The 22320-nt window shown below is 64.0% G+C and carries 18 protein-coding genes and 1 pseudogene; 12 read left to right on the forward strand and 7 right to left on the reverse strand.

Annotated features, from left to right (window positions below):
- Positions 1–23 precede the first annotated feature (23 nt).
- The gene (locus tag AC1RUK_RS18185) at positions 24–1988 is read left to right on the forward strand and encodes an acetyl/propionyl/methylcrotonyl-CoA carboxylase subunit alpha (RefSeq protein ID WP_481834514.1); all 1965 of its coding nucleotides are present in this window, start codon (positions 24–26) and stop codon (positions 1986–1988) included.
- Positions 1989–2069: 81 nt separating this feature from the next.
- Here the strand turns inward: AC1RUK_RS18185 and AC1RUK_RS18190 are convergent, their stop codons facing one another.
- Together AC1RUK_RS18190 and AC1RUK_RS18195 are read right to left on the reverse strand one after the other, a co-directional pair.
- Positions 2070–3191 (reverse strand): ABC transporter substrate-binding protein, encoded by a 1122-nt coding sequence (locus tag AC1RUK_RS18190; RefSeq protein WP_481834513.1) that lies wholly within the window; start codon positions 3189–3191, stop codon positions 2070–2072.
- A 421-nt stretch (positions 3192–3612) separates the two neighbouring features.
- Entirely contained in the window at positions 3613–3879 is a 267-nt protein-coding gene (locus AC1RUK_RS18195) for a sel1 repeat family protein (RefSeq protein ID WP_436171716.1), read from the reverse strand.
- Between the two features lie 535 nt (positions 3880–4414).
- Between AC1RUK_RS18195 and AC1RUK_RS18200 the strand changes: the two genes are divergently transcribed.
- The 5 genes from AC1RUK_RS18200 to AC1RUK_RS18220 all read left to right on the forward strand — a co-directional run bounded on the left by AC1RUK_RS18200 (position 4415) and on the right by AC1RUK_RS18220 (position 8100).
- Complete coding sequence (locus AC1RUK_RS18200) at positions 4415–4756, forward strand: DUF2147 domain-containing protein (RefSeq protein WP_481834512.1); 342 nt, start codon at positions 4415–4417, stop codon at positions 4754–4756.
- 240 nt (positions 4757–4996) lie between these two features.
- Positions 4997–5149, forward strand: a complete 153-nt coding sequence (locus tag AC1RUK_RS18205; protein ID WP_481834511.1) for a hypothetical protein — start codon at positions 4997–4999, stop codon at positions 5147–5149.
- A 40-nt stretch (positions 5150–5189) separates the two neighbouring features.
- On the forward strand, positions 5190–5384 hold the full coding sequence (locus AC1RUK_RS18210) for a hypothetical protein (RefSeq protein WP_481834510.1): 195 nt from the start codon (positions 5190–5192) through the stop codon (positions 5382–5384).
- A gap of 118 nt (positions 5385–5502) precedes the next feature.
- A complete protein-coding gene (locus AC1RUK_RS18215) occupies positions 5503–6963 on the forward strand; it encodes an AMP nucleosidase (RefSeq protein WP_481839464.1) in 1461 nt (486 codons plus the stop codon).
- A gap of 102 nt (positions 6964–7065) precedes the next feature.
- The gene (locus AC1RUK_RS18220) at positions 7066–8100 is read left to right on the forward strand and encodes an endonuclease/exonuclease/phosphatase family protein (RefSeq protein WP_481834509.1); all 1035 of its coding nucleotides are present in this window, start codon (positions 7066–7068) and stop codon (positions 8098–8100) included.
- A gap of 60 nt (positions 8101–8160) precedes the next feature.
- Here the strand turns inward: AC1RUK_RS18220 and AC1RUK_RS18225 are convergent, their stop codons facing one another.
- Positions 8161–8760, reverse strand: coding sequence for a DUF922 domain-containing protein (locus tag AC1RUK_RS18225; RefSeq protein WP_481834508.1), 600 nt, complete (start codon positions 8758–8760; stop codon positions 8161–8163).
- Positions 8761–8902: 142 nt separating this feature from the next.
- Positions 8903–10582: an electron transfer flavoprotein-ubiquinone oxidoreductase gene (locus tag AC1RUK_RS18230; protein ID WP_481834507.1), complete on the reverse strand. Its 1680-nt coding sequence runs from the start codon at positions 10580–10582 to the stop codon at positions 8903–8905.
- Here AC1RUK_RS18230 and AC1RUK_RS18235 point away from each other — a divergent pair.
- From AC1RUK_RS18235 to AC1RUK_RS18250, 4 genes are all read left to right on the forward strand, one after another.
- Complete coding sequence (locus AC1RUK_RS18235) at positions 10572–10793, forward strand: hypothetical protein (protein ID WP_481834506.1); 222 nt, start codon at positions 10572–10574, stop codon at positions 10791–10793. The two genes, AC1RUK_RS18230 and AC1RUK_RS18235, sit on opposite strands and share 11 nt — an antisense overlap.
- Entirely contained in the window at positions 10780–11424 is a 645-nt protein-coding gene (locus AC1RUK_RS18240; RefSeq protein ID WP_436171709.1) for a hypothetical protein, read from the forward strand. Before AC1RUK_RS18235 ends, AC1RUK_RS18240 begins: the two co-directional genes overlap by 14 nt.
- Before the next feature lie 69 nt (positions 11425–11493).
- The gene (locus AC1RUK_RS18245) at positions 11494–12372 is read left to right on the forward strand and encodes a uracil-DNA glycosylase (RefSeq protein ID WP_481834505.1); all 879 of its coding nucleotides are present in this window, start codon (positions 11494–11496) and stop codon (positions 12370–12372) included.
- Between the two features lie 105 nt (positions 12373–12477).
- Positions 12478–13293: a helix-turn-helix domain-containing protein gene (locus tag AC1RUK_RS18250; protein WP_481834504.1), complete on the forward strand. Its 816-nt coding sequence runs from the start codon at positions 12478–12480 to the stop codon at positions 13291–13293.
- 48 nt (positions 13294–13341) lie between these two features.
- Here AC1RUK_RS18250 and AC1RUK_RS18255 read toward each other — a convergent pair whose 3' ends face one another.
- Together AC1RUK_RS18255 and AC1RUK_RS18260 are read right to left on the reverse strand one after the other, a co-directional pair.
- Positions 13342–14319, reverse strand: a complete 978-nt coding sequence (locus tag AC1RUK_RS18255; RefSeq protein WP_481834503.1) for a DMT family transporter — start codon at positions 14317–14319, stop codon at positions 13342–13344.
- Positions 14316–16622: a xanthine dehydrogenase family protein molybdopterin-binding subunit gene (locus AC1RUK_RS18260; RefSeq protein ID WP_481834502.1), complete on the reverse strand. Its 2307-nt coding sequence runs from the start codon at positions 16620–16622 to the stop codon at positions 14316–14318. The genes AC1RUK_RS18255 and AC1RUK_RS18260 overlap by 4 nt, the downstream gene beginning before the upstream one ends.
- A gap of 154 nt (positions 16623–16776) precedes the next feature.
- On the opposite strand from AC1RUK_RS18260, the gene pepN reads away from it, so the two are divergent.
- Positions 16777–19422: an aminopeptidase N gene (gene pepN, locus AC1RUK_RS18265; RefSeq protein ID WP_481834501.1), complete on the forward strand. Its 2646-nt coding sequence runs from the start codon at positions 16777–16779 to the stop codon at positions 19420–19422.
- Between the two features lie 172 nt (positions 19423–19594).
- Positions 19595–21913 (forward strand): PAS domain-containing sensor histidine kinase, encoded by a 2319-nt coding sequence (locus tag AC1RUK_RS18270; RefSeq protein WP_481834500.1) that lies wholly within the window; start codon positions 19595–19597, stop codon positions 21911–21913.
- Here AC1RUK_RS18270 and AC1RUK_RS18275 read toward each other — a convergent pair.
- Positions 21910–22295 (reverse strand): annotated as a pseudogene (locus AC1RUK_RS18275) (ester cyclase). The gene AC1RUK_RS18270 and the pseudogene AC1RUK_RS18275 overlap by 4 nt on opposite strands.
- Between the last annotated feature and the right edge of the window lie 25 nt (positions 22296–22320).

Genomic DNA, 22320 nt, shown 5'->3' on the forward strand with positions numbered 1-22320 from the left:
CCGAAGCAAACCCGGGAGGCTCCATGTTCGCCAAGATCCTGATCGCCAATCGCGGTGAGATCGCCTGCAGGGTGATCCGCACGGCGCGCAAGATGGGTGTGCGCTGTGTCGCCGTCTATTCCGACGCCGACGCCAAAGCCATGCATGTCGCTATGGCCGACGAAGCCGTGCATATCGGCGCCTCGCCGGTCGGCGAAAGCTATCTGCGCGGCGACAAGATCGTCGCCGCGGCCTTGGCGACGGGCGCGCAAGCGATCCACCCCGGCTACGGCTTCCTCTCGGAAAACCCTGATTTCGTCGATCAGGTGACCGCAGCGGGGCTCACCTTCATCGGCCCGTCAGCTGCCTCGATCCGCGCCATGGGGCTGAAGGACGCGGCCAAGCGGCTGATGGAAAAGGCCGGCGTGCCTGTGGTGCCCGGCTATCATGGCGAAGCGCAGGAGATCGTGCTGCTCGCCTCCAAGGCGCGCGAGATCGGCTATCCCGTGCTGATCAAGGCGCGCGCCGGCGGCGGCGGCAAGGGCATGCGGCGGGTCGAGCATCCCGACGATTTCTCCGAAGCGCTGTCGGGCGCGCGACGCGAGGCCAAGGCCGCCTTCGGCGACGACCGCGTGCTGGTCGAAAAATATGTCGACAAGCCCAGGCATATCGAGGTGCAGGTGTTCGGCGACAATTTCGGCAACGCCGTGCATCTTTACGAGCGCGACTGCTCGGCGCAGCGCCGCCACCAGAAGGTGATCGAGGAAGCCCCCGCTCCCGGCATGACGCCGGCATTGCGCAAGGCGATGACAGAAGCGGCGGTCAAGGCCGCCAAGGCGATCAGCTATTCGGGCGCCGGCACCATCGAGTTCATCGTCGATGCCTCGCAAGGGCTGAAGGCGGACCGCTTCTGGTTCATGGAAATGAACACCCGGCTGCAGGTCGAACACCCCGTCACCGAAATGGTCACCGGCACCGATCTGGTCGAGTGGCAGCTCAGGGTGGCGGCCGGCGAGAAGCTGCCGAAGACGCAGAGCGAGATAACGCTTTCAGGCCATGCCTTCGAGGCACGTATCTATGCCGAGGACGCGGCAAAGGGATTCCTGCCGGCGACAGGCACGCTGCATCATCTGAAATTTCCCGACGCAGCACCGGAAGGCGCTGCCATGCGCATCGAGACCGGCGTGCGGGCGGGCGATGCGATCTCGCCCTTCTACGACCCGATGATCGCCAAGCTGGTCGTCCACGGCAGGGACAGGCAATCAGCACTCGATGCGCTCGGCTCCGCGCTGGCGCAGACCGAGATTGCCGGCTCGACCGTCAACACCGCGTTTCTGGCGGCGCTGGCCGCCGATGCGGAGTTCTCAGCCGGCGATGTCGACACCGGTCTGATCGGCCGGCATCAGGAGGCGCTGACCGTCGTTCCGCCGCCGAGCGGCGAGACCGTTGCCGCGGCAGCGCTTGCGGCCTCTGGCGCCGGAGTTCAGGCGCCATCCGACGATCCCTGGTCATCGCTTGCCGGCTATGCGCATTTTCACACCGTGGCGCGGCGCACGCGGCTGCGCCATGGCGAGGAGGATATCCTCGCGCGGGTTTCGGTGCGGCCGGACGGACGCTTCGAGGTGGCGCTGAGTGCTCCCTATGAGGATGTCAATTCGCACGATCTTCGCGCCACCCCTCGTCTCGCCCGCTGGCCCGACCACGTCACCGTGTTCGAGGGCGCAACCAGCTATAATTTCGCGGTGCCGGACCCGCTGGCCAAGGCGGACGAAGCCGCCGCCGCTTCAGACAGCCTGCGTGCGCCGATGCCGGGCCTGGTCAAGCTGGTGCGCGTCGGCAAAGGCGATGCCGTCATCAAGGGCCAGCCGCTGCTGATCCTGGAAGCGATGAAGATGGAACACACGATTGCCGCTCCGCATGACGGGGTGATCGCCGAGATCGCGGTCGAGGGCGCGCAGGTCAGCGACGGCACCGTATTGGTACGCTTTGCCGAGCAAGCCCAGGGCTGAGGCACAGCCAAACATCGGCTGCCCGAAAATGAAAATGGCCGGGCAAGCCGGCCATTCCAAGATGCCGACAGGCGGCAGCGCTTACGGCTGAATCGGCGCGTATTTGCCGTCGTGCCACTGGTTGATGTCGTAGCTGGCGTTCTTCAAGTCGCCCTTCTCGTCGAAGGTGACCTCGCCGACCACGGTGCTGATCGGCTGGCCGTTCTTCAGCGCTTCGGCGACCTTGGCCGGGTCATCGCTGCCGGCGCGCTTGATGCCTTCGGCGAAAGCCTGGACCACGGCATAGGAGAACAGCGTAAAGCCTTCCGGTACGAAGCCGCCGGCCTTGATCTTGGCGATAGCATCCTTGGCTTCGGGCTTGGCCTGCGGATCGGACGGGAAGACGAACATGGTACCTTCGCCGGCCGGGCCGGCGATCTGCCAGAATTCCGGCGAGGCGATCGAGTCCGGCATGATCAGCTGGAACTTGACGTTCTGCTCGGCAGCCTGGCGCAGGATGAGGCCGGCCTCGGGGTGGTAGCCGCCGAAATAGACGACGTCTGCCTTCAATTCCTTCAGCTTGGTGACGAGAGCCGAATAGTCCTTCTCGCCGGCATTGATGCCTTCGTAATTCACCTCCTTGAGGCCGCCGGCATTCATCGTCGCCTTGACGGCGTCGGCAACGCCCTGGCCGTAGGCGCTCTTGTCATGCAGGATGACGACGTTCTTGCCGGCGTATTTCTTGGCGATCCACGGGCCGATGAAGGCGCCCTGCGCATCGTCGCGCGTATAGAGGCGCATGATCGTCGGCCAGCCGGCCTTTGCCGCGGCATCGGTCAGCTCCGGGTTGGATGACGCCGGGCTCATCATCAGCGTGCCGGCTTCGGCATAGACGGCCGAGGCAGGAATGCTCGAGCCCGAGCAGGCATGGCCGTCGACGAACTTGGTCCCGTCGGCGACGATGCGGTTGGCGACCGAGACAGCCTGCTTCGGATCGCACTGGTCGTCCTGGATGTCGAGCTTGATCTTGTTGCCGTTGACACCGCCTGCGGCATTGATGGCGTCGGCGGCTGCCTGTGCGCCCTGCTTGAACTGGTCGCCGATGTTGGCGAGTTGGCCGGTCATCGGGCCGACCACCGAGACGGTGATGTCGTCGGCAAACGCAACCGGTGCGCTCATCATCAGGCTCAATACGGCCGCGCTCAAAATACCCAATTTTTTCATGGTGATAGTGCTCCTCCACTCACGCGCGACCCTTCCGGCCACGCTTCTTTCAGATGGCGGGACAATTTCACCCTTCGCCCGGCATGTCTTGGCGCATCGCAGGCACTCGATTGGGCCTGCGCAGTATCACCACCGAACATGCTTCAGTCATAGACGCGGCCTGATCTCGCCCGGGCCAAGAAAGCCAAAGCCGCGCCGGCCTTGTCCCGGCCGGTCGCGGCTTTTGCCAATGGAGTTTCCCCGAACGCCCCCGCGCCCCGAAACCCGCTCACTTCCCTGTCTGCCGTACCGCTTGGCCGGAGTCGGCCTGCCGTGTTCTTGGTCTTGTTAATATGGCCGTCTTCTCGCGGCCTTGTCCCTGGTGGGGCCGGCCGTCTTTCGCGGCCTTGACCCAAAAGCGTTCCTGCCCCGTACCCGCTGCTCAGTGCATCGTCATCCATTCGCGCGCTTCGCGCAGCGCCTTGGCGATCTCGGCCTTGGACATCGCGGCCGACAGTTCCGAGCGCAACTCCGCGGCGCGGACCGAACCCTTGATGGCGGCGATGTTGAACCATTTGTGGGCGGCGATGACGTCGGTCTCGCAATCGCGGCCGGTCGCATACATCATGCCCAGTTCGAAAAGAATGTCGGCCTGGGCAGTTGCCCCCATGGCGCCGAAGCCGGCTTCAAGCATTTCAAAACGTGCCATTTCAAATCCCCTGTCTGGCTCCCGAGAGCTGCCTCCTTCTGTCCCTTGGTATCCCTTGGGGGGCCGCTCTTTCGATGCTTTCGAGAATGCAGCCGAGCCTTGAATCCGTCGTTAAATGGCGTGCTTAATTTGAGGAAAACAAAGCTAAAACAAGAGGTAAACGCGGAAATTCGTTAAGGATACAAAGCCAGCGATTCAGCCTGTTTGCGAAAAATTTGACGAAAATTCCGAGCAGCCGGGTCAAGACTCCGCTAACCACGGGAACCAATCACCAGCGCATGACCCGAAAATCGAAATCGATTTTCGGAAAGGATCATGCGCCAATTAAAGTGCTGCAGCGTCCTTTGCGCGTCCAAGAAGACGCGCAGCGCTGTAGGTCGAGATCGCTTCATTTGTTCGCCGACGGTAGCGAATAAATCCCGAAACCTTCCGTGGCGGCACCGCTTTTGTTTTGCTGGAAGCTGGATTAGCTTACGTTTGCGTAAGGGCGGGAAGGCGGAACGGAGCCCCATCGGAACCCATAGGGAGGACAGACATGTTTCGAAAAGTGAGCCTGGCCCTGGCGGCCACCTTGATCATGACCGGTGCGGCATGGGCCGACCCGATCGAAGGCAATTGGAAGACACAGGCCGGCGATACCGCAGCCATCGCTGGCGGCGGTTCGTTTTCGATCACGCTCAAGACCGGCAAATATGCCGGCAAGACCATCGGCTCGCTCAAGCCTGCCGGCGACAACAAATATGCCGGCGACATCACCGATCCGGCAAACGACAAGACCTATTCCGGCAAGGCGACGCTTTCGGGCACCTCGCTCAAGATGAGCGGCTGCGTGCTCGGCGGACTGATCTGCAAGAGCCAGACCTGGCACAAGCTCTGATCGTCTTCACCGCCAAAGAATGAGAGAACGGGGCCTTCGCGGCCCCGTTTCCTTTTGCGCTGCGCGGTGGCGCCGCCGACTTGTTGTTGCCAAGGGGCAGGCGCACAGCCTCGACCTCACGCCCCTGCGCGACGTCCAAAACACCGTCAATCAATTTGAACCGCAGATGAACGCCGGCATCAGAGCCGGTTCAGAGGCATTCGGGCATTCTCCTCGGTATTGAAGGAGGACACCACGCCAATGCTCGCTCGCCGCTTCGCCATCGTCTGCCTGCTGATGAGCCTGTTCGGCATGTTGTTCGCCATCCTCGTCGCCGAAGCAGGCCGTCCGGCCCGCTCCTGGGACGCTGCCAATTCCTGCAGCTTCGGCTGTTCGAACCATCTTCGCCACTGAAACGACAAAGCACCAGAAACCCAAAGAAAAGCAAACGACCATGAACCGCATCGCCACCAGCGCCCTGACGATCCTTCGGCTCCTGCCGCGGACAGCGCTCATCCTGACGCTTCTCGCCGCCCCGGTGCTGGCGGTGCCGATGATCCGCGCCGATGCGGGCTCGACGATCGAGGCGCCGGCGTTGAAGAAGAACGGCGTCGGCTTTGTGCTCCTGGTCAGCCTGCAGCGCGGCTGAAGAAAAAACTTGCCGCCCGGTCACGTTCGGCCCGCCTCCCCCTCCCAAGCGCCCTTCCAAGTCTCTATATTGAGCCATGGAAAAGCGAATCTACCCCCAAGCCATCGAATCGGTCGTCATGCCGGAGCCTTTCGGCAAGCAGAGCTACGACGACGCCAAGAAGGCGGTCGCGGCCTTGCAGGCGCTTTACGACCGCAACACCAAGTTCCTGCGCGATTCCTTCACGGCGCTGGCCGCGGGCGGCGACAACAACAAGCGCTATCGGGCCTTCTACCCGGAGATCGGCGTCACCACGAGTTCCTTCACGCAGATCGACTCGCGGCAGGCCTATGGCCATATGCCGACGCCGGGGCATTTCTCGACCACCATCACCCAGCCGATGCTGTTCGAGAGCTATCTCATCGAACAGCTTCGCCTGATCATGCGCAATCACGGCGTTCAGGTCACGGTTTCGGAATCGACCACGCCGATCCCGCTGCATTTCGCCTTCCTTGAAGGCACCCATGTCGACGGCGCTGCCGCCGAGCGCATCAAGCGGCCGATCCGCGATCTGTTCGACGTGCCTGACCTCGACGGCACCGACGACCAGATCGCCAACGGCACCTTCGAAGTGGCGTTCGGCGAGCCGAGGCCGCTGGCGCCGTTCACGGCGCAGCGCATCGACTATTCGCTGCACCGGCTGTCGCACTATACGGCGACCACGCCGCAGCATTTCCAGAACTTCGTGCTGTTCACCAACTACCAGTTCTACATCGACGAGTTCGTCGCCCGCGCGCGCGAACTGATGGCCAATGGCGACAGCGGATATGCCGAATTCGTCGAACCCGGCAATGTCGTCACCAAGTCCGGAGCGACGATGCCCGGTGAAGGCACGCCGCCGCAGCGCCTGCCGCAGATGCCGGCCTATCATTTGAAGAAGCCGAACCATGGCGGCATCACCATGGTCAATATCGGCGTCGGCCCGTCCAACGCCAAGACGATCACCGACCATATCGCGGTGCTGAGGCCGCATGCCTGGGTGATGCTCGGCCACTGCGCTGGCTTGCGCAATACGCAGGCGCTGGGCGACTACGTGCTGGCGCATGCCTATGTCCGGGAAGACCATGTGCTGGACGACGACCTGCCGGTCTGGGTGCCGATCCCGCCGCTGGCCGAGATCCAGGTGGCGCTGCAGGAAGCGGTCGCCGAAGTCACCGGGCTCTCCGGCTACGACCTCAAGCGCATCATGCGCACCGGCACCGTCGCCACCATCGACAACCGCAACTGGGAGCTGCGCGACCAGCGCGGGCCGGTGCAGCGGCTATCGCAGTCGCGGGCGATCGCGCTCGATATGGAATCGGCGACCATCGCCGCCAACGGCTTCCGCTTCCGCGTGCCCTACGGCACGCTGCTTTGTGTCTCCGACAAGCCGCTGCATGGCGAGTTGAAACTGCCCGGCATGGCGACCGAATTCTACAAGCGGCAAGTGGCGCAGCATTTGACCATCGGCATCAGGGCGATGGAAAAACTGGCCGGGATGCCGATGGATAGGCTGCATTCGCGCAAGCTCCGAAGCTTTTCGGAGACGGCCTTCCAGTAGGCGCGGCCCGCAGGCTCCCGGTGAGCCATTTGGTCATCTTGATTGGGCCGCATTTTGGCCGATAAACAGGCTGGACACCTCGGCGATGCAAACCCTGGTCTGATGGCACGCGTGCGAAACATGATGGCTTCGATGGCGTTCCTGGCAATGCTGGGTCTCTCTGCCGCGCTGGTGGCCGGGTTTTTTGGCGCGTTGCATCCGGCTTTCGATTCATTCTCCCACTTCCGCGTCCATCTGGCCGTGCTGATGGCACTGTGCGCCTTGCCGCTGCTTGTCACTTCGTTTCGCCTGCAGGCGGCCGCGGCGCTCGTCTTTGCGGTGGCGGCCTTCGCCACGACGTCGAACGCCTTGCCGCGCCTGTGGCAGGTGCAGGCCGCCTATGTCGACAAGCCGGTCGACCAGCCCGTCTACAGACTGCTGCAGATGAACTTGCGCTACGACAATCCGACGCCGAAGAAGGTGCTGTCGCTGATCGGCCGGACCACCCCCGACGTGATTACCCTCGACGAAGTGTCGGAGATGTGGACGACCGAGCTTGGCTATATCACCAATGCCTATCCCTACCGGATCCTCTGCCCCTACCCCAACGGGGTATTCGGCGTCGCACTGCTGTCCAGGCGACCGTTCGTCGCCGGCACCGAGCCCTTTTGTGAACGGCGCGGCGCGATGGCCATCGCGAAGGTCGATTTCGGCGGCAGCGCCGTCGATGTCGCCGCCATCCATCTCAGCTGGCCATGGCCGCGAGAACAGTCATGGCAGATCGGCGAGTTGTCGCAGCAACTGGCCTCGCTCGGCGAAACGGCGATCATGGCGGGCGACTGCAACGCCGTGCCGTGGAGCGCTGCCGTGCGGCGCGTCGCCTCGCTCGGCAAACTGACAGCGATGCCCTCGGCCGGGCCGACCTGGATCTTTCTCCAGCTGCCGGACTTCCTGCGGCGCTACGCCGGACTGCCTATCGATCAGGTCTTCAGCAAGGGAGCGGTGCAGATCCATTCGGCGTCGCGGCTGGAGGATACCGGCTCCGACCATCTTCCTGTGATGGTGGAGTTCTCGCTGCGGCCCGAGGAGAAAAAGCCTGACGACGAGCATGAGACGGCGCTCGCGGCGGTGAGGCCGTGGGGTCAGACGAAAAATTGACTTGTCGCGATCCTTCGCGCCCCTCTGTCCTGCCAGCATAGGTGGTTCAGAACCCAGTCTTCAAGGCTTGATCAAAGCGATGATGAGGCGCTCGACATGACCACCGTTGCGATGCTCGCGGGCATCGAAAGCGTTCTGCTTCGCCTCGTATACGGCATAGGTGGCCTCGATACGCCGCCGCGCCTCGCGGCGTGTCTTGTAGCAGAACGGGTCGTCGGCAACTTTCAGTCCCCGGATCGACCTCTCGGTGACGCGCATCATTTCCCGGGCGATGCGGCCGTGGGTCTCCTCATGAGCGCGGACGCCGGTGAAGAACCGCTTCCAGCGCTTCTGGAGGGCTGGCGTCGTCGCTGAGGCGACACGGGGATACGTATAGAAGAGATTGAGCGTGCCGTTGGCCCGCCGCATGCGGCAGACGCCATTGTCCTGGCCGGCGTCAAGGTCCCAATCGACGGTATAGCCGGTCTGCGCGATGGCATGCGTCATGAAGCCGTGCTTCGGTCCCCTGCGGTCCATGGCTTCCATCAGCGCCAGTCCCGTGGTTCCGGTGATGTCATAGGTCCTGGTCTTGACCACCACCTTGCTGCCGGCCGAGGCCGCCGCAGCGAAGCCGCATAGGGCAGCGATCGCCACCAAACATGTCAGAACCGCCAGGCGCATTGGCCATCTCCGTATCGTCCGGGAATGGAAACATAGGCGCGTGACAGTTTCAACAGTCCTTATGTCTCACATGTTCTGGTAGACCGGGCCTTCGCCGGCATCTTTGCCGGCGGCGGTCGAGACGGCCCGGTCGGCGCGTGGCTTACATGTTTTGATAGACCGGGCCTTCGCCGCCTTGGGGCGGAACCCAGTTGATGTTCTGGTTCGGGTCCTTGATGTCGCAGGTCTTGCAGTGGACGCAGTTCTGCGCGTTGATGACGAAGCGCACATCCTTGGCCGTCGGGTCGGCGGCGGCGTTGCCGTCCTTGTCGACCCATTCATAGACGCCGGCCGGGCAGTAGCGCGTCGAGGGCCCGGCAAAGACATCGTGCTCGGAGCGCTGCTGCAGGGCCATGTCGGCGACCAGCAGATGCACCGGCTCGTTTTCCTCGTGGTTGGTGTTGGACAGGAACACCGAGGACAGGCGGTCGAAGGTCAGCACGCCGTCGGGCTTGGGATAGGCGATCTTCTCGTGCTTGGCGGCGCTCTCCAGCGTCGCATAGTCGGCCTTGCCGTGCTTCAACGTGCCGAAGGGCGAGAAGCCGAACAGCGTGTTCAGCCACATGTCGAGGCCGCCCAGGCCGACGCCGATGATGGTGCCGAAGCGCGACCACAGCGGCTTGACGTTGCGGACCTTCTTCAGGTCCTTGCCGATGTCGGTCGAGCGCCATGCCGCCTCGTAGGAAGCCAACTCGTCATTGGCGCGGCCGGCGCCGATCGCCTCGGCGACATGCTCGGCCGCCAGCATCCCGGAGAGCACCGCATTGTGCGAGCCCTTGATGCGCGGCACGTTGACGAAGCCCGCCGCGCAGCCCATCAGCGCGCCGCCCGGGAAGGACAGTTTCGGTACCGACTGAAAGCCGCCCTCGGTGATGGCGCGCGCGCCATAGCCCAGCCGCTTGGCGCCGGCGAAGGTGCCGGCGATGGCCGGATGGGTCTTGAAGCGCTGGAATTCCTCGAACGGCGACAGGTAAGGGTTCTTGTAATTGAGGTGGAGGACGAAACCGACCGCTACCTGGTTGTCCTCGAGATGATAGAGGAAGGAGCCGCCGCCGGTCTTCATGTCGAGCGGCCAGCCGAAGGAATGCTGCACCAGGCCGGGCTTGTGGTTCTCCGGCTTGACCTGCCAGAGTTCCTTGAGGCCGATGCCGAACTTGGCCGGCTCGCGGCCTTCGGAAAGCTTGTATTTGGCGATCAGCTGCTTGGCGAGCGAACCGCGCGCACCCTCGGCGATCAGCACATATTTGCCCATCAGCGCCATGCCCGGCGCAAAGGACGGGCCGTGCGTGCCGTCCTTCTCGACGCCCATGTCGCCGGTGACGACACCGGTGACGGCACCCGCATCGTTGTAGAGCAGGCCGGCGGCAGCAAAACCCGGATAGATCTCGACGCCGAGCGCCTCGGCCTTGGTCGCCAGCCAGCGGCAGACATTGCCGAGCGAGACGATGTAGTTGCCGTGGTTGTTCATCAGTGGCGGCATCAGGATATTGGGCAGGCGGAACGAGCCGGTGGGGCCTAGAACCAGGAAATGATCGTCGGTGACCGGCGTCTTGAAGGGATGCCCCTCCTCCTCGCGCCAGCCCGGCAGGAGGCGGTCGATGCCGATCGGATCGACGACGGCGCCGGACAGGATGTGGGCGCCGACCTCACCGCCCTTTTCCAGGACGACGACGGAAAGCTCGGGATTGACCTGCTTGAGACGGATCGCTGCGGCGAGGCCGGCAGGGCCTGCGCCGACGACGACCACGTCGAATTCCATGCTCTCGCATTCGATGTCGCTCATCAACCCCTCCGCACTGGCCAATCCCATCCGGGTATCTTGCTGGCTTATCCGCTGCATAGCGCATCAATTCGCGACGGGAAACCGGCGCTGGCGTGACAATACCGATTTCGACAAAAAGTCGCGGCTGATGGGGAGAAGCATTCGGCTGCCGCTTTTTCAATTGTTCGACGGCTTGCTTATCGGCCATACTTCGCCCCATGCGCCCGCCTGAGCCATCCGGCTTTTCATTGACGCGCTTTTTCTCAACGCCCGGCCAGGCCTGCCGCGTGGCTCTTCTGCTCCTCTCGCCGCTGGCTGTCACCGAAGCCCATGGCGAGCAGCTAAAGGTCTGGGCGACCGGCGCCTATTCCTTTTCCGACGAGCTCGGCGGCTTCCACATCACAGGCGCTTCGGGCATCGGCACCAAGGACGATCCGATCGTCATCACCGAAGAGCTGAATTCGGCGACACCGGTGACGCTGACCATCCGCACGACCAAACCGATCGAGGCGTTCGGCAGGGCCGGCGATGTCGCTAACGGCATCATGTACATGCGCATCGAAGTGCTCAACAACAGCGGCCAGGCCTGGGTAGAGTTCCAGTTCGAGCTGCAGGAGATCCTCAACCAGCCGAGCGTGTTCGGCGACGGCCTGTCGTTCGACCAGCGCAACAAGACACCCGACTACATCATATCGAGCAGTTTTGCCGATTTCGACCGCGACTTCGAACCCTATGACCGGCTGTTGTTCAAGAACGGCAAGATCGATCCGCTGATGACGGGTCGCTTCGAATTCCTCATTACCGACTACACGCCGCGCTGGACGTTTTATCTGGTGCAGGATCCGCGCATACCCACCGGATGAAGTATGCCGCCATACTTCAACGCGCGGTCCAACCTTGCAAATTCATGTCGCGCGGACGATGGTGGCGGCATGACTGCCGCCTCCCCCATCAACCGATCCGACCTCGCCGACTTGCTCGCCTTCTATGCCAGCGCCGGCGTTGACGACGCGCTCGAGGACGCGCCGGTGAACCGGTTCGCCGAGGCGGCGCCGAAACTGGCGGAGCGCGCGCAGATGGCAGCGACGCCCGCGCACGAAAACGTTCAACAGCAACCGCCATCAGCGCCGTCACGGCCTGACATGAGCCGGTTGCCGGACGCGCCACCCCCGCGTGCGCCTTCAGCCGCGACGGTACCGGATGAGGCGCAGGCCGCACTTGCACGGCAACTGGCGGCGACGGCCTCGACGCTTGAGGAACTGCGCCAGCACATGGCGACCTTTGACGGCTGCAACCTCAAATTCACCGCCAAGAACCTCGTATTCGCCGACGGCAACCCGAACGCGGACCTGATGCTGGTCGGCGAAGCGCCCGGCCGTGACGAGGACCTTGAAGGCGTGCCCTTCGTTGGCCGCTCCGGCCGGTTGCTCGACCGCATGCTGGCGGCGATCGGCCTCGACCGGACATCGGCCTATATCGCCAATGTCATCCCGTGGCGGCCGCCAGGCAACCGGACGCCGACGCCGCACGAGACCGAAATCTGCCGTCCGTTCATCGTTAGGCAAATCGAGCTGGTCAATCCGAAGGTGCTGGTCAATCTCGGCGGCCCCTCGGCCAAGACCTTGCTCAACACCACCGAGGGCATCCTGCGTCTGCGCGGCAACTGGCGCGTCCATACCACCGCGTCCGGCATCGCCATTCCGGCCATGCCGACCCTGCATCCGGCCTATCTGCTGAGGACGCCGGCGCACAAGAAGCTGGCCTGGCGGGATTTTCTCGAAGTGAAGGCGAAGCTGCGGGGATTGGGTTGAGGGCTGGGCGCCTCTTGCTTCTCCCACAAGAAGGGGAGAAGGGAAAGCAGCGCTATGACCTCCCAGGTAATTGAAATCCCCTCCCGCCAGCCTAGTCCTACCGTCATGACAACAACCCAGACCTCCGCCGGCAGCCTGATCCGCGAATGGCGCACGCGCCGGCGCATGAGCCAGCTCGACCTTGCCATGGAGGCCGAGATCTCGCAGCGGCATCTGAGCTTCGTCGAAAGCGGCCGCGCCGCGCCTTCGCGCGACATGGTGCTGCATCTGGCCGAGCAACTTTCGATCCCGCTCCGGCAGCGCAACCAGCTTCTGCTGGCGGCGGGCTTTGCGCCGAGCTTCAGCGAGCGGCAGCTCACCGATGCCTCGCTGGCGCCGGCGATGGCCGCGGTCGAGACCGTGCTCAGGGGGCACGAGCCCTTCCCGGCGCTGGCGGTCGACCGCCACTGGAACCTGGTTTCGGCGAATGCCGCCATCGGCCCGCTGCTGGCGGATGTCAGCGAAACGTCGCTGCTCAAGCCGCCGGCCAATGTGCTGCGGCTCAGCCTGCATCCGGGTGGCGTCGCGCCGCGCATCGTCAATTTGGCGGAATGGCGGGCGCATCTGCTGGAGCGGCTGAAGCACCAGAACGATGCCAGCGGCGACCCGGTGCTGGTCGAACTGGAGCGCGAACTGCGATCCTATCCGTCCGGCCTCAAGGGCGGTCGTCCCGTTCCGGTCGAGCCTGATGGTATCGTGCATCCACTGAGGCTCGCGCATGGCGACCAGGTGCTGTCCTTCATCAGCACCATCACCGTCTTCGGCACGCCGCTCGATGTGACGCTGTCGGAACTGGCGATCGAATCCTTTTTCCCGGCCGACGAACAGACGAGGACGGTGCTGGTGCGGATGGCGAAGGAGCGGGCGGCGAAGGTGTCGTAACCGGAAAGGTCGCGGGGTTTGAAGGAACTCTACAGAACGAAGTCAGCCTCACCCCTGCGGCGGCGTTGCCTTACGCGTGCGGGTACGTTCCAGGCCCAGCTGCCGCTCGCGCCAGATGATGAAGATGCCGGCCGCTACGACGATTGCGCCGCCGACTAGCATGTTCAGCGACGCCACGTCGCCGAACACCAGATAGCCGACGACGACGCCGAGGATCATCGAGGTGTATTCGAAGGGCGCCACGACCGAGGCCTCGGCATGGCGGTAGGCCGCCGTCATCAGGATCTGGCCGAGCCCGCCGCAGAACCCGGCCGCGACCAGCAGCGCTGTCTGCACCGGCGTCAGCGCCTGCCAGCCGAACGGCAGCGACAACAGCGACATGACGCTCGCCGTCGACGAGAACCAGAGCACGATGGTCGCCGTCTTCTCGGTCTGGACGAGGTTGCGCACAAGGAGCATGGCGACGGCTGAGATCGCCGCGGCAATCAGCGCGGCAATGACGCCGAGCACCTCCTGGTCGCCAAGCGCGGCGCCCGAGTGCAGCAGCGTCAGTTCCGGCCAGGAGATGATCAGCACGCCGACAAGGCCGACCGCGACCGCGCTCCAGCGGTAGACGCGGATCGCCTCGCCGAGGAAGATCGAGGAGAACACCACCACCAGCAGCGGCTGGGCATAGTTGAGCGTTATCGCCTCCGGCAGCGGCAGCCTGGTCAGTGCGAAGAAGCCGAGCCCCATGGCGCCGACGCCGACGACACCGCGTGCAATGTGGTTGAACGGCCGTTTGGTCGTGAATGCGGTGCCGAGCTTTCCCCTGAAGGCGAGGAAAGCGATGATCGGAAAGATGGCGAAGAAGGAGCGGAAGAAGACGATTTGTCCGGCCGGCACCGTGCCTGCCGCCTTGATGCAGGTCGACATGCCGACGAAGACCGCCACCGAAACGACCTTGAGTGCGATGCCCCGCAGGGTGCTGTGGCCGACTGCATGATCGCCGGCAGCCTTCGGCTCGGCCCCGTTCTCCGCCGTCACGTCGGCGATGCTTCCTGGATCGCCGCCCAAATGCGCGCCGGTGTTGCCGGCATCTCGATGTGCCTGATGCCATAGGCGCGCCAGAGCGCGTCGGTCACCGCGTTGAGCGCGGCCGGCGTCGCGCCGATCGTGCCGGCCTCGCCGGCGCCCTTGATGCCTAGTGCATTGGTGGTCGAGGGCACGTTGCGGGTCTCGAAATGGAAGAACGGGAAATTGTCGGCGCGCGGCATGGCATAGTCCATGAAGCTCGCGGTCAACAGCTGACCGTCCTCGCCATAGACCGTACCTTCGGTCAGCGCCTGGCCGATGCCCTGGACGACGCCGCCATGCACCTGCCCGGCGAGCAGGATCGGGTTCACGGTAACGCCGAAATCGTCGACGATGGTGTAGCGCACGATGTCCGTCGTGCCGGTGTCGGGGTCGATCTCGACCTCGCAGATATGGGTGCCATTCGGATAGGTGCATTCGTCCTGGACGAATTCGCCGAAACCCTTGAGATCATCCGGGGTCTTGGCCGCCTTGGCGATGCTGGAAAAATCGATCGTGCGGTCGGTGCCGACGATGCGGGCGACGCCATCGGAGAGTTCGATGTCACCGGCCGAGGCTTCGAGCTCGTCGGCGGCGATGCGCCTGATCTTGTTGGCTAGGTCCTCGCCCGCGCGAGAAGCCGATACGCCGCCAAGGGGAATGGAGCGCGAGCCGCCGGTGCCGCCGCCGTCCTTCAGCTCGTCGGTATCGCCCTGGCGGACATGGATTTTTTCGATCGGCAGATCGAGCTTCTCCGACAGGAACTGCGCATAGGCGGTGGCATGGCCCTGGCCGTTGGTCTGGGTGCCGATCTTCAGCGTCACCGTGCCGTCGCCGTTGAGTTCGACAAAGGCCGGCTCGGAACCCGGAAAGGCGCAGGCCTCGATATAGGTCGCCATGCCGATGCCGCGGACCTTTCCGCCTGCTTTCGACAGCTCGAGCCGCTTTGGAAACGCCTTCCACTCGGCCTGCTCGATGGCGCGGTCCATATGGCCGGCGAATTCGCCGGTGTCGTAGAGGCGGCCGGTCTGCGTGCGGTAGGGGAACTGTTCGGGGCGGATGAAATTCTTCCGCCGGATTTCCTCGACCGGCAGGCCAAGATCATGGGCGCAGGCGTCGGCCAGCTTCTCCAGCAGCAGGGCCGCTTCCGGGCGACCGGCGCCGCGATAGGCGTCGACCGGGCAGGTGTTGGTGTAGAGGCCGGTCACCGACACGTCGAGCGCCCCGATATCGTAGACGCCGGTCGACATGGTGACGCCGACATAGGGGATGAACGGCCCGTATTGCGAGACATAGGCGCCCATATTGGCCAACAGCTCGACCTTCATGCCGAGGAAGCGGCCGTCCTTGTCGAGCGCCATTTCGGCCTGCACGACGTTGTCGCGACCTTGCGCGTCGGTGAGGAAATGCTCGGTGCGGTCGCCCGCCCATTTGACCGGACGTCCAAGCCGCTTCGCCGCCTCCAGCACCAGCGGATATTCGCGGTAGACGAAACTCTTCGGCCCGAAGCCGCCGCCGACGTCCGGCGTGATGACGCGCAGCTCACTCTTCTTGATCTTGAACAGGTCGGCGATGATGTACTGCATGGAGTGCACGCCCTGCGACCCCGTGGTCAGCACGAAGCGGTTCTCGTCCACGTTCCATTCGCCGATCGCCGAGCGCGGCTCCATGTAGTTGCAGACCAGCCGGTTGTTGACGAATTCGATGCGGGTGACGTGCGCGGCCTTGGCAAAGGCGGCCGCAGTCCTGGCCTTGTCGCCGATGTGGTAGGTGAAGGCGCGGTTGGAGCCGAGTTCCGGCCAGACCAGCGGCGTGGCTTCATCCAGCGCGGTGGCGGTGCCGGAGGCGGCGTCCTCGCTGTCGTAGTCGACCTCGACCATCTCGGCCGCGTCCTGCGCCAGCGCGCGGCTGTCGGCGACGACGAAGGCGACGGCATCGCCGACATAATTGACCCTGTCGCTGCACAGGATCGGGATATCGCGGGTCGGCGCCTTGGTGCCGTCGGGCTGCCGCTGCATGACGCCGGACTTCAGCTTGCCGAGATGGGCGAGATCGGCACCGGTCAGCACCAGATGGACGCCAGGCGCGGCCCTTGCCGCTTCCGTCGAGGCGATGGTGAAGCTCGCCTTGGCGACCGGCGAGCGCAGCACATAGCCGTGCAACAGGCCGGCAGGGCTGATGTCGTCGGTGTAACGCCCCTCACCCTTGATGAAAGCCTGGTCCTCGCGCCGCAACACGGAAGCGCCCATGCCGAATTTCGGTGTGACGACGGTCATGAATGCCTCGCGATGATGATTGGGAACGAGTGCCTGAAATAGGCACTGCCGCAGTTTTGTCGAGTGACCGTTTCGTGTAAAGAGCGCGGACTTCAAACTTTTTGGACCAGCGGACACACTTTCCGCCACGCAAATCGACGGGAAACCCAAGGGAATGCGCACCGATACCGGCCATGTCTTCAAGCTCGAAGACTATCGCCCCAGCGACTATCTCATTTTGGAAACCAGCCTTGTTTTCCGCCTTTCCCCGGAGGCGACCCGCGTCACCGCAACCCTGACGATCGAACGTCGTGACGGCGTCGTGGCATCCGCGCCGCTGGTTCTGGATGGCGATGGGCTGACGCTCATCCGTGTCGCCATCGACGGCCGCGAGCTTCAGCCCGCGGATTTCCTGGCGACACCGGATCAACTGACAATTTCCCAGCCGCCGGCGGCGCCCCGCTTCCAGTTGCTGATCGAGACCGAAGTCGCGCCGGCTGGCAACGAAACGCTGATGGGGCTCTATCGCTCCAGCTCTGTCTACTGCACCCAATGCGAGGCCGAGGGCTTTCGGCGCATCACCTATTTCCTCGACCGTCCCGACATATTGTCGGTCTACACGGTGCGCATCGAGGCAAAGCTGGACGAGGCGCCGCTGCTTCTGTCCAATGGCAACCCGGCCGGCAGCGGCGACCTTGCCGACGGCTGGCACTATGCGGTCTGGCACGATCCCTTCCCCAAGCCGTCCTATCTGTTCGCGCTGGTGGCGGGCGCGCTGGGCAAGGTCGCCGACAGCTTCGTCACCCTATCCGGCCGCACGGTCGAGCTCGGCATCTATGTCGAGCCCGGCAAGGAGTGGCTCGCCGGCTACGCCATGGATGCGCTGAAGCGGTCGATGAAATGGGATGAAGAAGCCTTCGGGCGCGAGTACGACCTCGACGTCTTCAACATCGTCGCCGTCTCCGACTTCAACATGGGGGCGATGGAGAACAAGGGCCTCAACATCTTCAACGACAAATATGTGCTGGCCGACGAGGAGACCGCGACCGATGCCGACTTCGCCAATATCGAGGCAATCATCGCGCATGAATATTTCCACAATTGGACAGGCAACAGAATCACTTGCCGCGACTGGTTCCAGCTTTGCCTGAAGGAAGGGCTGACGGTCTTTCGGGACCACGAATTCTCCGCCGACCAGCGCTCGCGGGCGGTGAAGCGCATCGCCGAGGTGCGCACCTTGCGCGCGCATCAATTCCCCGAGGACCAGGGGCCGCTGGCGCATCCGGTGCGGCCGCGCCGCTACCGCGAGATCAACAATTTCTACACGGCGACCGTCTACGAAAAAGGCTCGGAAGTGGTGCGCATGATCCGCACCATCCTCGGCGCTGAGGCCTTCCGCGCCGGCATGGATCTCTATTTCGAGCGCCATGACGGCGAGGCGGCGACGATCGAGGATTTCCTGAAAGTGTTCGAGGATGTCTCCGGGCGTGACCTGTCGCAGTTTGCGCTCTGGTACCATCAGGCCGGCACCCCGAACCTGACGGTGAGTTCGACGCACAATCCGGCGGCGCGCGAGTTCACGCTGGAGATCGAACAGTCGGTGCCGCCGACGCCGTCGGAGAGCCGCAAGCGGCTGATGCACATTCCGCTGGCCTTCGGCCTGGTCGGCGCCGACGGCAGACCGGTCACCTATGACGGCGTCGAGGGCGCCACCGTCGAGGACGGCGTCATCCATATCCGCAAGCGCCGGCAGGTTGTGCGCTTCTCGGGCGTGGCCGAGCGCCCGGCGGTGTCGCTCAACCGCGGCTTCTCCGCGCCGATCACGCTTTCGGTCGAGCAGAAGGCCGACGACCAGTTCTTCCTGGCCGGCCATGACAGCGACAGTTTCTCGCGCTGGCAAGCGTTCAACACGCTATTGACCGACGCACTGATTGCAGCCTTCCGCCAGATCCTCGGCGGCAAAGAGCCGGTCTACACGGCGCGGCTGAGCGAGCTTGCCGGCAAGATCGCCGCCGACGAGGCGCTGGAGCCGGCCTACCGGGCGCTGGCGCTGGCGCTTCCCGGCGAAGCCGACATCGCCCGCGACATCGGCAAGGGCATCGACCCGGATGCGATCTTAACCGCCCGCGAGGCGCTGGCGCTGGCGATCGCCAAGGCCAACGGGCAAGCCTTCTCGAGCCTCTACGACCGCCTTGCCGACAAGGGGCCGTTCAGCCCGGACGCGGCGAGTGCCGGGCGGCGGTCGCTGCGCAACATCCTGCTCGACTATCTGGCGCTGCTGCCGGAAGGCACCGAACTCGCAGCCCGACATTTCCGCTCCGCCACCAACATGACCGACCGCGCCGCTGCGCTGACCGTGCTTGCGCACCGCCATCGCGGTTCGCCGGCGGCGGCGAAGGCCCTGGCCGATTTCGAGACGAAATATGGCAGCGACGCATTGGTGATGGACAAATGGTTCCAGGTCCAGGCCGGCGTGCCTGGGCCGCAAACCGTCGAGACGGTGCGCGCCCTGACGAAGCATGCGGGATTCTCGATGGCCAATCCGAACCGGGTGCGCTCGCTGGTCGGCACGTTCTCCAGCGCCAACCAGACCGGCTTCCACCGCCCCGACGGCGAAGGCTACCGTTTCTTTGCCGAGACGGTGCTCGAGGTCGAAAAGCGCAACCCGCAAGTGGCGGCCAGGCTGGCAACGGCGCTGCGCTCATGGCGCTCGCTCGAGCCTGTGCGGCAGGCCAAGGCCAGGGAGGCGCTGCTGACGATCGCCGGTGCGGAGAACCTGTCGGCCGATCTGCGCGACATTGTGGAGCGGACGCTGGCATGATCCCTCCCCTCAAGGGGAAAGAGATCGCAGCTTTGGCATTATTTTAGTCGATTTTTAATCTTTTTTGGCCGCGCCTCTGGACAAGGCGAATCACCTTTGATTCCTTACTGACGATTCGGACGTGCGGTGTTGCCGGGTCGTCAAGCACAGGGAATTCGGGGAGTAGCCATTTATGGCCAAGGCGGACGCGTGGGGCGCGCCCGGAGGGACGGCTTTTGAGCGGCGTGAGGCGCGGGGCGACGGTCTTGCGGGCAACACGCGGCTGATCGCTGAACCCGCCTACCGGCGGCTCTTGGCAGCCGAGCCCTTGCTGCGCCGTTCGATCCCGGCCCTCATCATCCTGTTCCTGATCGTCATCGCGGCGCTGCGCTGCCTGTCGCTGATGAACGAGCGCGACGAGGTGGAGCGGGACACCAAGGCCATCCTTTCGCTGGCGGCGGGCCAGATGGCGAGCGCGATTGCCGCCGATCCCAACGCCGCCTCCACCGGCGCGCTGGACCTCTTGGAGAATGCCGGCCGGCTGGGCGCCATGGGCCGAAGCCATGTGCTTGCCGTCACCGACGGCGCCTTCAAGATCATTGCCGTATCGCCGCTGTCGACCGGCTGGCAGGGACGCTCGCTCGACAGCCTTGTCCAGGGCGGCCAGCCGCTGTTCATGTTCGGCGAGCGCGCCGGCGTCATGAACGTCAGCATCGCCGGACAGGACTGGTATGCGGCGGTGAGCCTGACGGCGAGCCGCAAGAATGCGGCCGCCGTGCTGGTGCCGCAGGAAGCGGTCTTCGACAGCTGGCGCAAGACCGTATCGCTCAACGTCACGCTGTTCGTGCTGACGGCAGGCGTGCTGATCATCATCCTCTATGCCTATTTCGGCCAGGCGGCGCGGGCGCAGGCCGCCGACCGCATCTACCTCGAAGCACACCAGCGCATCGACATGGCGCTGGTGCGCGGCCGCTGCGGCCTGTGGGACTGGGACATGGTGCGCGGCAAGATGTACTGGTCCCGCTCGATGTACGACATGCTGGGCTACGAGCCCTGCGACACGATGCTGTCGTTCGGCGAAGTCGACGAGATCATCCATCCCGAGGATGGCGACCTGTTCGAACTTGCCAACCGCATCGTCGAGCGCGAGATCGACCATATCGACCAGGTGTTCCGCATGCGCCATGCCGACGGGCAATGGGTGTGGATGCGCGCCAGGGCCCAGGTGATCGACCCCGAAGCGCCCGAGATCCAGCTGATCGGCATCGCCGTCGACGTCACCGAACAGCGGCATCTGGCGCTGCGCTCGGAAGCCGCGGACCTGCGCCTCAGGACGGCGATCGAGAACATCAACGAATCCTTCGTGCTGTGGGATGCCTCCGAGCACCTGATCATGTGCAATTCCAAATTCCAGAAGGACAACGGCCTTTCGGACCGCGACGTGATGCCAGGCGCGGCGCGCACGGCGCTGGAAGAGCGCATGTTGGCCTTCGCCTCGGAGCGCAGGCTGGCCAACAGCAACGGACCGCAAGGCGGCGTGACGCTGGAACGGCAGCTTGCCGACGGTCGCTGGCTGCAGGTCAACGAACTCAGGACCAGGGATGGCGGCACCGTCTCGGTCGGTTCCGACATCACCCAGATCAAGCTGCACCAGGAAAAGCTGGTCGACAGCGAACGCCGGCTGATGGCGACGATCCACGATCTCAGCCTCGCCCGCCGGGCGGAAGAGGAGCGGGCGCGAGAACTCGTCGATCTCAATCGCAAATACATGAAGGAGACCGAACGCGCCGAGGCGGCCAACCGGGCCAAATCCGAATTCCTGGCCAACATGTCTCACGAATTGCGCACGCCGCTCAACGCCATCATCGGCTTTTCTGAACTGATGGAACAGGGCCTGTTCGGGCCGCTCGGCTCGCCGCGCTACGAGGAGTATGCCACCGACATCAACGGCAGCGGCAAATATCTGCTCGGCGTCATCAACGATATACTCGACATGTCGAAGATCGAGGCCGGCCAGTTCTCGGTGGACCGCGAGGAGATCGACCTCTGCCCGCTGATCAAGGAGACCGTGCGAGTCGTCTCGCTGCAGGCGGCCGAGAAATCGATCGCGGTGGAAACCCGTATCGCCGATTCGATGCGGCTCTACGCCGACCGCCGCGCGATCAAGCAGATCGTCATCAACCTGTTGTCCAACGCGGTAAAATTCACCGGACAGGGCGGCCACATTTCGGTCAGGGCGCGCAACACTTCAGGTGCGCTGGTGCTGACCATCGAGGACAATGGCTGTGGCATCCCCAAGGAAGCGCTGGGCAAGCTCGGCCGGCCGTTCGAACAGGTGCAGAACCAGTTTTCCAAGAACCACGCGGGATCCGGCCTTGGGCTGGCCATCTCGCGCTCGCTGGCCGAGCTGCAGGGCGGCGCATTGAAGATCCGTTCGACCGAAGGCGTCGGCACCATCGTGTCGGTGCGCATCCCGGTCAAGAAGGCGACGCCGGTAAAGGTGGCGGCCTAAAGCTGGGCTTCGATGGCGGTCTTGTCTATAACCGACCACACTTCCACGATCTTTCCGCCGCGAAATTCGTAGATCACGTTCTCCGCGAAAGACACTCTCCTGCCGTCTACGTCCAGGCCAAGGAACCTTCCCCTTGGCGTGCAGTCGAATGCAATCCGGCTCGCGACATAGGGCAGGTCGGAAATCAGCATACGGACGTTGAAATGAAGGTCTCTAATTTGCTCGAAGTCGCTCTCCAGCATTTCGCGATAACCCGACAAGCCGATCCGCCGGGCATTGTGGATCGCTTGGTCGTCAACGAACTGCACGAGCTTCGACCAATCCTGATGTTCAGGCAGGCGATGTAGTCGCGGTAGATATTGGCGAGATCGGTTTTGGTCATCGCAGTCGGCCTATCTTCCCACAAG

The sequence above is a fragment of the Mesorhizobium monacense genome (assembly GCF_056781675.1).

Coding starts and splice junctions, on each gene's coding strand:
- AC1RUK_RS18185 (WP_481834514.1), top strand. CDS start 24: ATGTTCGCCAAGATCCTGATCGCCAATCGCGGTGAGATCGCCTGCAGG.
- AC1RUK_RS18190 (WP_481834513.1), bottom strand. CDS start 3,191: ATGAAAAAATTGGGTATTTTGAGCGCGGCCGTATTGAGCCTGATGATG.
- AC1RUK_RS18195 (WP_436171716.1), bottom strand. CDS start 3,879: ATGGCACGTTTTGAAATGCTTGAAGCCGGCTTCGGCGCCATGGGGGCA.
- AC1RUK_RS18200 (WP_481834512.1), top strand. CDS start 4,415: ATGTTTCGAAAAGTGAGCCTGGCCCTGGCGGCCACCTTGATCATGACC.
- AC1RUK_RS18205 (WP_481834511.1), top strand. CDS start 4,997: ATGCTCGCTCGCCGCTTCGCCATCGTCTGCCTGCTGATGAGCCTGTTC.
- AC1RUK_RS18210 (WP_481834510.1), top strand. CDS start 5,190: ATGAACCGCATCGCCACCAGCGCCCTGACGATCCTTCGGCTCCTGCCG.
- AC1RUK_RS18215 (WP_481839464.1), top strand. CDS start 5,503: ATGCCGGAGCCTTTCGGCAAGCAGAGCTACGACGACGCCAAGAAGGCG.
- AC1RUK_RS18220 (WP_481834509.1), top strand. CDS start 7,066: ATGGCACGCGTGCGAAACATGATGGCTTCGATGGCGTTCCTGGCAATG.
- AC1RUK_RS18225 (WP_481834508.1), bottom strand. CDS start 8,760: ATGCGCCTGGCGGTTCTGACATGTTTGGTGGCGATCGCTGCCCTATGC.
- AC1RUK_RS18235 (WP_481834506.1), top strand. CDS start 10,572: ATGTCGCTCATCAACCCCTCCGCACTGGCCAATCCCATCCGGGTATCT.
- AC1RUK_RS18230 (WP_481834507.1), bottom strand. CDS start 10,582: ATGAGCGACATCGAATGCGAGAGCATGGAATTCGACGTGGTCGTCGTC.
- AC1RUK_RS18240 (WP_436171709.1), top strand. CDS start 10,780: ATGCGCCCGCCTGAGCCATCCGGCTTTTCATTGACGCGCTTTTTCTCA.
- AC1RUK_RS18245 (WP_481834505.1), top strand. CDS start 11,494: ATGACTGCCGCCTCCCCCATCAACCGATCCGACCTCGCCGACTTGCTC.
- AC1RUK_RS18250 (WP_481834504.1), top strand. CDS start 12,478: ATGACAACAACCCAGACCTCCGCCGGCAGCCTGATCCGCGAATGGCGC.
- AC1RUK_RS18260 (WP_481834502.1), bottom strand. CDS start 16,622: ATGACCGTCGTCACACCGAAATTCGGCATGGGCGCTTCCGTGTTGCGG.
- pepN (WP_481834501.1), top strand. CDS start 16,777: ATGCGCACCGATACCGGCCATGTCTTCAAGCTCGAAGACTATCGCCCC.
- AC1RUK_RS18270 (WP_481834500.1), top strand. CDS start 19,595: ATGGCCAAGGCGGACGCGTGGGGCGCGCCCGGAGGGACGGCTTTTGAG.